Genomic DNA, 12,454 nt, shown 5'->3' on the forward strand with positions numbered 1-12,454 from the left:
TCGCCGTCGTCTACCGCGGCGCAGCAGTCCTACGCGCCATCACCCTCTGGCTACCCCATTTGTCAGACACGCCCTAGTCCTCGGAATCTCGCTCGGCCGGGCCACGCTCGGGTTCGCTCGGCGGTGGCGCGTCGTCGGTCACCAACGGGCTGTGTTCGGCGGCGTCCCCCGGAGGTGGATCCAGCACGTCGGCCGGCTCCCCCGAGATCTCCTCCTCGGGCAGCCGATCCGCGTCGACAACGCTCGCGAAGTCGGCCGGTCCTTGGGCCGCCGCGACGGGCGGGGGCGTGACCTTGGGCCGGCGGGGACGGCGGCTGATTCCGCCGGTCATCACCACCGTGATACCGCCGACGACCGCGAACCAGAAGAAGACGCCGAGGAGCAACGCGCCCTGATCGACGCCGACGTGGCCGAAGTTGCCCAACTGGCCGCTGCCGGCGTACGCGAGCAAGGACATCACCAGCGTGGCGACGATCGCGGCGACCAACAGCTTCGCCGCGGCCGCCACCAACGGCAGCGCCCGCCGGGCGCATTGCTGGCCGACCGCCACGCCGGACGACGCGCCGATGATGAGCAGCCCCACCCACACCGGCCCCAGCGGCGGCCTGGGGACGGCGGCCAGCACCGGCACCGCCGGGATGTCACCACCGAACACGGTGAACGCACTGAAGGTCGCGAATCCGATGTGGGCGCTGGAGCCGACGGCCATCGCCGCGGTGCCCACAATCACGTTGGGCGCGTAGAGCATTGACAGCAGGGTGAGGCTGAACTCGCCGAAGATCGAATCGGTGATGCCGTAGAGCTCCTGCATGGTCGACCAATGCACCACCAGGGACCCGGCCGTCACCAGGCCGGACAGCCCGAGCAACGCCAATACGCCGGCCGAGGCCGCGCGCAGGGAATCTCCCATCCAGAACGGCAGCGACGCCGCCGCCAGCGCGCGCGGCCCCACCCGGGACCACACACCGATCCCGGCGCCGGTGGCATGCACCGCGAGCACGCTGAGAAACGCGCGCAGCGCGCTGGGCGTCTGCAGCTCGGTGATCACCGAGGACGCGTCGTGGATGACAGCCAGCGCGATCGCCGTCATGAACAACGGACCGCCCAGCGCCGAGGCGACAACCCAGCGAACGACCAGCCACGACGAGTAGGGCGTGGTCGCCCGAGCCGTGCTGCGCGCGGTGGCCCAGACCATCAGCAGGACCGGCAGCAGCGGCATCACACCCAGCACGCGGCCACCGATCGAGACCGGTACCTGGTGCACGCCCAGCCACATGCTGGCGATGGCGCCCAACGCGCCGGTCATGTCACTGTTGGCGATCAACAACTGGATCAGCGTGACCGCGGCGATGATGACCAACGCCACCCCGGCCGGGGCGAACGCGACCCTGACGAGGTCACGCGCCTGGCGAGCGCCTGCTGCCCGGTTGTCCTCCACCCGTGTCACTCTGGGGCACGTCCCCGACTAGGCGCGACAGCCCACGGTTAGGAGGGCGCTGGCCCAGACGGTGACTGCTGCTCGTGGCCCGCCTGCTGGCTCCCGCCTTGCTCGGAGAAGTTCGTCGTCGCCGAAGAGTCCGATCCGCCGACGTTCGGCGGCGGGCTGAAGCTGGGGAAGCCGGTCGGCGGCGTGGACGGGCCCTGCTGTTGCCCGGACGGCTGCGGTCCCGACTGCGGCGACGGCTGAGCGCCGAAACCCCCGGTCGGCACGCCACTTTGGGTGGGCGCCGCGCTCGGCGAGTAGCCACCGTACTGCGAACCGTATCCCTGCGGCGACTGCTGCTGCCCACCGTGCTGCTGGCCCCCCGGCTGCTGACCGTAGTAGGGCTGCTGTCCGTACTGGCCGTATTGCCCGTACTGGCCGTACTGCGCGTACGGGTCGTACTTGGGCCGCGGCGCCGGCGCGGTGATCACGCCGGAGTCCAGCAGGACCACGACGACGGCGGCGATTGCCTGGAGCACGACGGCCGCGACCAGCGGCCACATCGCCCAGCCGATCGCGAACCCGGCGGGCAGGTTGATCGTCTCGGTGATGGCGAGCAGCGCACCCAGCGCCGCGATGACCGCGACCACTCCCGTGTAGTTCCTGGCCTTGGGCAGCAGGCCGAGGCCGGCGAGCAGCGCCGCCAGCACGGCAACCACGACCGCGGTGCCGGCGTCACCGGCGCGGCCACCGATGCCCGGGCCGATGTCGGCGCCGATGGTGAAGGTGGGGCCGAAGTTCAGGAGGTAGGCGGCCAGGCCGAGGACCACCACCGCGATGTTCAGGTAGAACGGCAGCTTGCTCGTTCCGTCGTCGTCCTTGGCGAAGGACGGTGTGCCGCCCGCATAGGCGCCGCCGGGTTGCGCCGGCGGATAGCCCGGGCTTCCGGGAGAGTAGGTCATGGCTCCTCCTGTTGCTTCCAGTGCCTTGAACTGCCTAGCGGTCGCCACGGTTGCAGTGCAACGCTGTGCTTCCAGGCGCCTCGCTGCGTTAGCGACGCGGTCGATCACCCACGCTAGCGCACGTGCCGTAACCCGTGCCGCTGCCACCGGCTTGGACGGCTACGCCCGCACCGGCAGGCCCGCGAGCCGCTCGCGAGACGGGCCGTGCCACGACGGCTTGCTCAGCGGAGGTAGAACACGTTCTAATTCTCAGCATGGATTACGGGCTTGTGCTTTTTACCAGCGATCGTGGCATCTCCCCGGCGAAGGCCGCGAAGCTCGCCGACGATCACGGCTTTCAGACCTTCTACGTGCCAGAACACACCCACATTCCGGTGAAGCGCGAGGCGGCTCACCCCACCACCGGGGACGAATCGCTGCCCGACGATCGATACATGCGGACACTAGACCCCTGGGTGAGCCTGGGCGCGGCGTGCGCGGTCACCTCGCGGGTGCGGCTGTCCACCGCGGTGGCCCTCCCGGTCGAACACGACCCGATCACGTTGGCGAAAAGTATTGCCACCCTTGACCACCTATCCGGCGGACGGGTGAGCCTGGGCGTCGGGTTCGGCTGGAACACCGACGAACTCGCCGACCACAACGTTCCGCCGGGCCGGCGCCGCACCATGTTGCGCGAGTACCTCGAAGCGATGCGCGCGCTGTGGACCGAGGAAGAAGCCTCCTATGACGGCGAGTTCGTCAAGTTCGGTCCCAGCTGGGCCTGGCCCAAGCCCGTGCAACCGCACATCCCGGTGTTGGTCGGCGCGGCGGGCACCGAGAAGAACTTCAAGTGGATCGCGCGCAGCGCGGACGGCTGGATCACCACTCCGCGCGACTTCGACATCGACGAGCGGGTCAAGCTGCTGCAAGACACCTGGGCGGCCGCGGGCCGCGACGGCGCGCCCCAGGTCGTGGCGCTGGACTTCAAGCCGGTGCCCGAGAAGCTGGCCAAGTGGGCCGAGCTCGGGGTGACCGAGGTGCTGTTCGGGCTGCCGGACAAGTCCGAGGACGAGGTCGCCGCCTACGTCGAGCGTCTGGCCGGCAAGCTCGCCGCCCTGGTCTGACAACGATCGTCGTCTCGTCGTCCCGGGACATAAACCACGGCGCCCGACGACGGTGTCGTCTGCGTGGTTTAAGTGTCGTGCACGGACCGCGGCGTCAGGCCGGCGCGGCCCGGTTGCCCTTCTCGGTCGGCCGGACCATGATCGACGCGCCGAGCGGCTCGCCGCCGCTGAGCACACCGACCAGGTCGGGATCCTCGGTCAAAGCCAGGAAGCGGCTACCGTCCTCGTCGAGGCGGCCGACGATGATGCCCGTGCGCACCGGCCAGTCGTAGCGCACGGTGTAGGTCTCGATGGTTCCCCGACCGTCGGCCTTGACGGTGACCGGCACCTTGGGACGGGCGGCGACCTCGGCGCGCAGAGCGGCGCTGTTGTCGGGCTTCCACTGCACCGGCGTGGTCGAGTACACCCCGACGGAGTACTTGCTCATGATCCCGCCGTTGGCCGCGACCAGACCGAATTGTCCTGGCAGATCCCGCATTTCGCTGACGGTCTCGGCGATGCCGTGCAGCGAGTAGTTGTTGCCCGGTCCCCCGAAATACGGCAGGCCGCCGGTGAGCGTCAGGCCGCGCGGATCGTCGGTGGCCAGCCGAGTTCCGTCACAGAAGTTGAACACCGGCACCGGGAAGCAGCTGTAGAGATCGAAGGTCGAGACGTCGTCGATGCCGATACCGGCCCCGCCGAGTGCCTCCCGGACCGCCAGCACGGAGGCCGAGTTGTACGTCAGGTCGACGCGGTCCAACAGCGGCTGGTCCACCATGTCGGCGTGGCCGTGCAGATACACCCAACGCTCCTCGGGCAGGCCGAGCCGGCGGGCCGCGGCCACCGACATCAGCAGCGCGGCCGCACCCTGGTTCACCTGGTCCCGGGCCACCAGCAGCCGCGGGTACGGATCACAGATCATCCGATTGGACGCGGTCACGGTGATGAGCTCCTCGACGCTGCGCTCCACCGGGGAGGACGCGAACGGGTTTTTCGCCGCCACCTTGGTGAACGGAGCGAACAGCTCACCCATCTGGCGCCGATAGTCGGCAACGCTCAAGCCCAGCCGGCCCCGGCGAGCGTTCTCCAGCAGCCCGTACTGGGCCGGCGCTCCGATCAGCCCATGCGCCACGGTGTAGTCGTCGAACAGGCCTTCGTAGCCCAGGCCACGGTCCTCGAGTGGACCCTCGACCGTCTCGGAATGATCCGGCTTATCCCGGTCGGCGAAATACCGGATGCTCGAGGTGTTTTCGGAGCCGAAGATCAGCACCACCTGTGCTGCACCGGAGGCGATGACGCCGGCGAACTCGGTAACCAGATGCTGAGGGCCCTGGCCACCGATGGGCTCGAGTATCGCGCGGGCCGGCGCCGCACCGATGCGCTTGGCCACCGACCGTGGGTAGTTGCTCGACTTGCCCATCGGCGCGGGTGTGCGCCCGGAGATCTCGAATTGCCGGGTCGCGGCGACGGTGTCGATGGCCGCGGCAACGGCGGTGACGTCGCCCCCGGCATCATGCAGGGCGGCCTCGGCGGCCGCCGTCGCCAATTCCACCGACGACAGGCCGCGGTAGCCCGAGTCCTCGATGCGCTCGGTGAACTGCCCCACCCCGACGATGACAGGGGTGTTCGGGTCGAGATTCATAGACCCACTATCTACCGAGGGTCGAGCCCCAGCCAAATCCGGCCCCTCGCAGGGTTTTCATGGTGGCGACCCGTCCCCCGCGAGCGGGAGGTGCCCCCGCCGCCCGGCTACACGCTTTGCAGGATCTCCCGCGCCAGCGCGGCGGTCTCCGACGGTGTCTTGCCGACCTTGACGCCGGCCGCCTCCAGGGCCTCCTTCTTGGCGGCCGCGGTGCCCGACGAGCCCGACACGATGGCGCCCGCGTGGCCCATCGTCTTGCCCTCCGGCGCGGTGAATCCCGCGACGTAGCCGACGACCGGCTTGGACACGTTGGCCTTGATGTAGTCGGCCGCCCGCTCCTCGGCGTCGCCGCCGATCTCACCGATCATCACGATGACCTTCGTGTCGGGGTCCTTCTCGAAGGCCTCGATGGCGTCGATGTGCGTCGTCCCGATCACCGGGTCACCGCCGATGCCGATCGAGGTGGAGAAGCCGAAATCGCGCAGCTCGTACATCATCTGGTAGGTCAGCGTGCCGGACTTGGAGACCAGGCCGACGGGACCGGCTCCGCTGATGTTCGCCGGGGTGATGCCGGCCAGGGCCTCACCCGGCGTGATGATGCCCGGGCAGTTCGGCCCGATGATGCGGGTCTTCTGCCCTTTCTCGACGTTGTACGCCCACGCATAGGCGCTGTCCTGCACCGGAATTCCCTCGGTGATGACGACCAGCAGGGGGATCTCGGCGTCGATCGCCTCGATGATCGCGTCTTTGGCGAACTTCGGCGGCACGAACACGACCGACACGTTGGCGCCGGTCTCCTTGATCGCCTCCGCGAGGGTGCCGAACACGGGGAGCTCGACGTCCTTGCCTTTCGCGTCCACGTGCGACACCGTGGTGCCCGCCTTGCGCGCATTCACGCCACCCACCACCTGGGTGCCGGCTTTGAGCATGAGCGCGGTGTGCTTGGTGCCCTCACCGCCGGTGATGCCCTGGACGATGACCTTGGAATCTGCGTTCAGGAAAATAGACATGGGTCATCTCTCCTTAAGACTCGTTCGCCAGCTCGGCGGCTTTGTCGGCACCGGCATCCATGGTCTCGGCCTGGATCACCAGCGGGTGGTTGGCTTGCGCGAGGATTTGGCGGCCCTGGTCGACGTTGTTGCCGTCGAGCCGGACCACGAGCGGCTTGTTGGCCTCGTCGCCGAGCATGTTCAGCGCGGTCACGATGCCGTTGGCGACGGCGTCGCAGGACGTGATGCCGCCGAAGACATTGACGAACACGCTCTTGACTTGCTTGTCGTTGAGGATGACGTCCAGGCCCGCGGCCATCACCTCGGCCGACGCGCCGCCGCCGATGTCGAGGAAGTTGGCCGGCTTGACCCCGCCGTGCTTCTCACCGGCGTAGGCCACGACGTCGAGCGTCGACATGACCAGGCCCGCGCCGTTGCCGATGATGCCGACCTGGCCGTCCAGCTTGACGTAGTTGAGGTCGTGCTCCTTGGCCTTGAGCTCCAGCGGGTCGGTGGCGTCGCGATCCTCGAACTCGGCGTGACCGGGCTGACGGAAGTCGGCGTTGGCGTCCAGGGTGACCTTGCCGTCCAGCGCCAGGATCTGGTCGTCCGGGGTCCGCACCAGCGGGTTGACCTCGACCAGCGTCGCGTCCTCGGCGACGAACAGCTCCCACAATTTCTGGATGGTCACCGCGGCGGCGTCCAGCACCTCGGCGGGCAGGTGGCCCTGCTTGGCGATGGAACGCGCGGTCGCCAGGTCGACACCCTTGACGGCGTCCACCGGGACCTTGGCCAGCCGCTCCGGCTTAGTGGCGGCCACTTCCTCGATTTCCATGCCGCCCTCGACCGAGCACATGGCCAGGTAGGTGCGGTTGGCGCGGTCGAGCAGGAAGGAGATGTAGTACTCCTCGGCGATGTCGCTGGCCTCGGCGACCAGGAGCTTCTTCACCACGTGGCCCTTGATGTCGAGGCCGAGGATGTTATTGGCGTGCTCGTAGGCGTCCTCGGGCGTCGCCGCGTACTTGACGCCACCCGCCTTGCCGCGCCCGCCGACCTTGACCTGCGCTTTGACCATCACCGGGCGACCGATTTCGGTGGCGATCTCCCGAGCGCCCTCGGCGGTGTCGGTCACGCGTCCCGGCGTAGTCGGTACCTTGTGCTTGGCGAACAATTCTTTTGCTTGATACTCGAAAAGGTCCATGGACTCTCTGTCTTCGCTCGACTCAACTACTAGGCCTCTTGGTGGGCGGTGCCGCACTTGGCAACTCGCACGGACGAACTGTATCCACCCCTCAAAAGCCTTTGACCGCCGCGTCCTTCGATGTGGCACAGCTCACGGGCTAGGGGTTGACCGTCCGCGTGATCCAAATCACAATTCCGCCCGGATTCTGCGGCAAGGTTGCCAGTCCCTCGCGTTAGCGGATACCTTCCTAGGGTCCAGATAACGTTATGGTCACGATACGAGGACATTTCAGGTTGTCCCAGCACCGTTTTGCCCGGTCTTCTGCCGTAACTGAGGGCGTCGTGAGGGTAGGTCGCGCGGCCGGCGCCCGCTGGGCGGAAGCGCCGCACCGCACCGAGGTAACCGAAATCCTCCCGCTCGACGGCTTCGATTTTGAGGATTTCGAATTCAGTGACGACGCCGGCGATCTCGGCGACCTGGACTTCAGCAACGATTCGACATTCGACAACGAAGCGCAGGTGCTGCTGGCGCCCGAGCTCGACGATCTGCACGACGCCGACGATTTGCGCCCGGTATGGCTTGCCGCGCCAGTCACCGAGGTGCTGCCGCGGGTGGTCATCGAGCCTCATATCGACCGGCGGCTCGATCGCCCGCACGCCACCGACGTCGTCGGCGCCGCACGCCGGGGTGGGCAGCACCGCAAGCAACCGACCAGCGCGGCCCGGGGCCGCCTGCTGATCTCGGCGATGGCCGCCGGCGCCGCCGCCGCGGCCGCGCACACGGCCACCAGCCACGCCGACACCCCCAAGACCGACGCGGTGCTGACCGCGAACGCATCCGCGCTCACCGGCGGCGCGGGCGGCAGCAACACCGTCCGCGGACCCCAGGTGATCGCGGCGGAGCCGGCGGCCACCGCCGCGCTGCACAACCAGGAACTGGCCAAGGGCGTCGCCTTCGCCAACGATCGCGCTCAGCGCGAGGCCCGATTGTCGCAGCCGCTCTACGTGATGCCGACCAAGGGCATCTTCACCTCTAACTTCGGCTACCGCTGGGGCGTGCTGCACGCCGGCATCGACCTGGCCAACTCGATCGGCACGCCGATCTACGCGGTGTCCGACGGCGTCGTCATCGAGGCTGGTCCGGCTGGCGGCTACGGCATGCTGGTCAAGCTGCGCCACGCCGACGGAACGGTCACGCTCTACGGTCACATCAACACCGCGTTGGTCAGCGTCGGTGAGCGCGTGATGGCCGGCGACCAGATCGCCACCATGGGCAACCGGGGCAATTCCACCGGCCCGCACCTGCATTTCGAGGTCCTGCAGGGCGGCACCGAGCGGATCGACCCGGTGCCGTGGCTCGCTAAGCGTGGTCTCAGCGTCGGCAACTACGCTGGCTGAGGTGACCGAGCCGAACGAAGAACCTTCCGGTCCGCGTCCGCCCGAGCCCCCGCCGGAGCACGAGCCGCCCTCCGACTCACGGACACGGATCATCCGGCGTGCGCCGACCGGGCCCATCCCCATTACGCCGGACACCCCGACCACCCATTTCACCCCGCAGCCGCCGCCCTATCGGGCCGGTGCCGGCGCGCGCCGCACGGGTTATGCCGGAGTGCCGACCATCGAGCCCACCGATCGGACGGCCGTCGCGGCGTGCGCGGTGAGCATCGTCAGCGGCTGGGCCACGTCGGTGGTGGCGACCGACCTGATCGCCGGTTGGTGGCGAACCGACCGCCTGTTCTGCGTCGCGGTCGCGTTCCTTGCCCTGGTGTTCGCCGGCACCACGGTGTCGGGCGTGATCTTGCTGCTGCAGCGCCGATCGATCAGCCGCTACCTTCTGATGGCCGGCGCGCTCGTCGCCGTCCTCACCTACCTCGGCGTGTTCATCGCCGGGGCGCGGGTCGCGTGGGTTGTGCACCTGCTGCCCGTGTTGCCGATCGCCACGGTCGTGCTGGTGCTGCTGCCGCAAACGAAACGCTGGCTGGATGCTGACCTTCGCCGAACGTGCGCTTAGAGCTTGCTGATCGGGGCGTGGTTGTGCATCAGCTTCACCCGTCCCGAGCTGCCGAAGTCGATCAGCGACATCGCCGATTCGCCGACACCGGACACCTCCTCGACTCGGCCCAGCCCGTACTTGTCGTGCGTCACCCGATCGCCCGGTTCGAGCACCAATAGGGGCCGCTTGCTCATCCCAGAGCGGGTCGGAGCCGCCCGTGGGGTGCCGAACCGACCGGCGCCGCTCACCGGCGCGCTGAACGACGGGGCGGGTGCCGTGCGCCGCCATTCGATGAGCTCTTGCGGAATCTCCTGCAGGAAGCGCGATTCCGGGTTGAGCATGGGCTGCCCCCAGGACGACCGGACCATCGCCCTGCTCACATACAGGCGTTGTCGGGCCCGGGTGATCCCGACGTAGGCCAGCCGCCGCTCCTCGGAGAGTTCGACCGGATCGTCCAAGGACCGCATGTGGGGGAACATTCCGTCCTCCCAGCCGGTGACGAACACCACCGGAAATTCGAGGCCTTTGGCCGTGTGCAGGGTCATCAGGGTGACCATGCCGGCGCCGTCTTCGGGGATCTCGTCGCTGTCGGAGACCAGCGAGACCCGTTCCAGGAATTCCGCCAGCACACCGGTATCCGGCACGTCCTCGTCTTCGGGTGTCTGCAAGGACTCGCCCAGCGCCGCGGCGTTGGCGCGGTCGGTGCTGAATTCGTGTGCGACGCTGACGAGTTCGTTGAGGTTGTCCAAGCGCGCCAGCTCTTGGGGATCGGTGGACGATTCCAGCTCCCGGCGATATCCGGTACGTTCTAGCACCGACTCGACCAGGTCACCGAGGTCATCGTCCAGGCGGCCGCGCAGCTCGTCCAGCAGCTCGACGAAGCCGGCGATCGCCTTCTCCGCCCGCGAGTTCAGCATCGGCACTTTGCCTTCGGCCGCGGCCACCAGCGCGTCGGTGAAACTGGCGCCGGTGTTCTCGGCATACACCGCAACGCACGCCTCGGCGCGATCGCCGATCCCCCGGCGCGGGGTGTTGAGGATGCGCCGCATGCTGACCGCGTCGCCGGGATTGTCCAGTACCCGGAGGTAGGCGACGATGTCGCGGATCTCCTTGCGCTCGTAAAAGCGCACTCCTCCAACGACTTTGTAGGGGATTCCGGCGCGGATGAACACCTCTTCGAAGGATCGCGACGAGTTGTTGGTGCGGTAGAAGATGGCAACGTCGTTGTAGGTGATCTCGCCCTTCTCGGCGAGCGCGTCGATCTCCTCGGCGACGAATCGGGCCTCGTCGTGCTCGTTGTCGGCGACGTAGCCGACGATCAGCTCGCCGGCGCCTTCGGCGGTCCACAGCCGTTTGTCCCGGCGTCCGGAATTGCGGGCGATCACGGAGTTCGCGGCGGACAGGATGTTTTGCGTCGACCGGTAATTCTGTTCCAGCAGAATGGTTGTCGCGTCCGGGTAGTCGCGTTCGAAGTCCTCGATGTTGCGGATGGTGGCCCCGCGGAACGCATAGATCGACTGGTCGGCGTCGCCGACCACGCACAGCTCCGCCGGCGGCACCTCGTCGGAGCCCTCGTCGCCGCCTGCCCCCGGGCCGGCTTCGGTGAACGGCGTTGAACCGCCACGGCCGGCCAGTTCGCGCACCAGCACGTACTGCGCGTGGTTGGTGTCCTGGTACTCGTCGACCAGGACGTGGCGGAACCGCCGCCGATAGTGCTGGGCGATCTGCGGAAAGGCCCGCAGCACCGCCACGGTCTCCCCGATCAGGTCGTCGAAGTCCAATGCGTTGGCCGCGCGCAGGCGGCGCTGGTATTCGCCGTAGACGCTGGCCACCGTGCGGGACAACTCGTCGGAATCGTCGGTCAGGTTGGCCGCCGCCCCGGCCGGGTCGATCAGCTCGTTCTTCAGGTTGGAGATGGCGTTGGCCAGCAGCCGTGGCGAGTAGCGCTTGATGTCGAGGCCCATGTCGCGGCCGATCATCTGCAGCAGGCGCCGCGAGTCATCGGCGTCGTAGATGGAGAAGTTGGAGTTGAGGCCCTCGATCAGGGACGCCTGGTTGCGCAGGATGCGCACGCAGGTCGAGTGAAAGGTGGACACCCACATTGCGCGGCCCCGGTTGCCCACCAGCCGCACCACCCGTTCGCGCATCTCGGCGGCGGCCTTGTTGGTGAAGGTGATGGCCAGCACTTGCCCGACCCCAACCCCGCGTTCGGCGATCAGGTAGGCGATGCGGCGGGTCAACACCGCGGTCTTTCCCGAACCCGCGCCCGCGACGATCAGCAGTGGGGAACCCTCATGCACCACCGCTTGGCGCTGTTGCGGATTGAGATCCTTGAGCAGTTGCTCTGCTTGCCAGGCCGGCTTGGCATCTGTTGCGTGCACACTCATGTCAGTCCAAACTTACCGCCGCCCACCGACGTCTAAGCGCCCTGGCAGCAGATCAGGCGAGTGGTGCGCGACGGCCGGTACGGCGTCACGGACGCTACCGGAAATCGAGCGCGTCGGAATGCCGTTTTGGTCGACCTGGACTCGTCCGGCCGGCTATTTGCACCCGAGTCAAAAAAGAGCAGCTCAAACGGGATGTTTTTGCGCGTTCATTGTCTTTAGTGGCACACTCGGTTCGTGCTCAACGCGCAGCGCCGGCCACGCTCCTCGGCCCAGGAGTGGCGCCGCCGACTTTCATACGGGTACCGGTTCGCGGTGCCCGTGGTCTAACTGCTTCCGCAGAGTCCCCGTGGTCCGCTTCCGGCACTCGGGACTCGTCTTTGTGAGGCCCGATACTGCATGAAACCAGAACCCCCACATCACGACGACGACGCGGAGTCAGCAGAGATGAACATCGAGACGGTGGCGACCGAAGCATCTACCGACATAGACGAGTTGCGTCAGGAGATCGACCGGCTCGACGCCGAAATCCTGGCCGCGGTGCAGCGGCGCACCGAGGTGTCCCGGGCGATCGGCAAGGCCCGAATGGCCTCGGGCGGCACGCGACTGGTCCACAGCCGCGAGATGAAGGTGATCGAGCGCTACAGCGAACTCGGCCCCGAAGGCAAGGACCTGGCGATACTGCTGCTGCGCCTGGGCCGCGGCCGGCTCGGTCACTGACCGCGGCGGCGCATAGCCCGCGCAGCGCTCGCCGCTATACCTGGCTCCGTCACCTCACAGCCCATAGGGTCGAAGCA

At 67.8% G+C, this 12,454-nt stretch carries 10 protein-coding genes; 4 read left to right on the forward strand and 6 right to left on the reverse strand.

What is annotated here, in order from left to right:
* Positions 1-73: 73 nt before the first annotated feature.
* Together BST14_RS08560 and BST14_RS08565 are read right to left on the reverse strand one after the other, a co-directional pair.
* Positions 74-1,438: a cell division protein PerM gene (locus BST14_RS08560; RefSeq protein WP_083064089.1), complete on the reverse strand. Its 1,365-nt coding sequence runs from the start codon at positions 1,436-1,438 to the stop codon at positions 74-76.
* Between the two features lie 47 nt (positions 1,439-1,485).
* Positions 1,486-2,385 (reverse strand): DUF5336 domain-containing protein, encoded by a 900-nt coding sequence (locus BST14_RS08565; protein WP_083064090.1) that lies wholly within the window; start codon positions 2,383-2,385, stop codon positions 1,486-1,488.
* A 254-nt stretch (positions 2,386-2,639) separates the two neighbouring features.
* Here BST14_RS08565 and BST14_RS08570 point away from each other — a divergent pair, with 254 nt between their 5' ends.
* On the forward strand, positions 2,640-3,488 hold the full coding sequence (locus BST14_RS08570; RefSeq protein WP_083064091.1) for an LLM class F420-dependent oxidoreductase: 849 nt from the start codon (positions 2,640-2,642) through the stop codon (positions 3,486-3,488).
* Between the two features lie 94 nt (positions 3,489-3,582).
* Here the strand turns inward: BST14_RS08570 and BST14_RS08575 are convergent, their stop codons facing one another.
* The 3 genes from BST14_RS08575 to sucC all read right to left on the reverse strand — a co-directional run bounded on the left by BST14_RS08575 (position 3,583) and on the right by sucC (position 7,299).
* Positions 3,583-5,109: an acetyl-CoA acetyltransferase gene (locus BST14_RS08575; RefSeq protein ID WP_083064092.1), complete on the reverse strand. Its 1,527-nt coding sequence runs from the start codon at positions 5,107-5,109 to the stop codon at positions 3,583-3,585.
* A 107-nt stretch (positions 5,110-5,216) separates the two neighbouring features.
* Complete coding sequence (gene sucD, locus BST14_RS08580; protein WP_083064093.1) at positions 5,217-6,119, reverse strand: succinate--CoA ligase subunit alpha; 903 nt, start codon at positions 6,117-6,119, stop codon at positions 5,217-5,219.
* A gap of 13 nt (positions 6,120-6,132) precedes the next feature.
* Positions 6,133-7,299, reverse strand: a complete 1,167-nt coding sequence (sucC, locus tag BST14_RS08585) for an ADP-forming succinate--CoA ligase subunit beta (RefSeq protein ID WP_083064094.1) — start codon at positions 7,297-7,299, stop codon at positions 6,133-6,135.
* Positions 7,300-7,622: 323 nt separating this feature from the next.
* Between sucC and BST14_RS08590 the strand changes: the two genes are divergently transcribed.
* Together BST14_RS08590 and BST14_RS08595 are read left to right on the forward strand one after the other, a co-directional pair.
* Positions 7,623-8,678 (forward strand): M23 family metallopeptidase, encoded by a 1,056-nt coding sequence (locus BST14_RS08590; RefSeq protein WP_083064095.1) that lies wholly within the window; start codon positions 7,623-7,625, stop codon positions 8,676-8,678.
* 1 nt (position 8,679) lies between these two features.
* Complete coding sequence (locus BST14_RS08595; protein WP_211280683.1) at positions 8,680-9,291, forward strand: hypothetical protein; 612 nt, start codon at positions 8,680-8,682, stop codon at positions 9,289-9,291.
* Here BST14_RS08595 and pcrA read toward each other — a convergent pair.
* Positions 9,288-11,660, reverse strand: a complete 2,373-nt coding sequence (gene pcrA / locus BST14_RS08600) for a DNA helicase PcrA (RefSeq protein ID WP_083064096.1) — start codon at positions 11,658-11,660, stop codon at positions 9,288-9,290. The genes BST14_RS08595 and pcrA overlap by 4 nt on opposite strands.
* Positions 11,661-12,056: 396 nt before the next feature.
* On the opposite strand from pcrA, the gene BST14_RS08605 reads away from it, so the two are divergent.
* Positions 12,057-12,377 (forward strand): chorismate mutase, encoded by a 321-nt coding sequence (locus BST14_RS08605; protein ID WP_083064097.1) that lies wholly within the window; start codon positions 12,057-12,059, stop codon positions 12,375-12,377.
* Positions 12,378-12,454: the final 77 nt, after the last annotated feature.

The sequence above is a fragment of the Mycobacterium arosiense ATCC BAA-1401 = DSM 45069 genome, assembly GCF_002086125.1.
Taxonomy (GTDB): domain Bacteria; phylum Actinomycetota; class Actinomycetes; order Mycobacteriales; family Mycobacteriaceae; genus Mycobacterium; species Mycobacterium arosiense.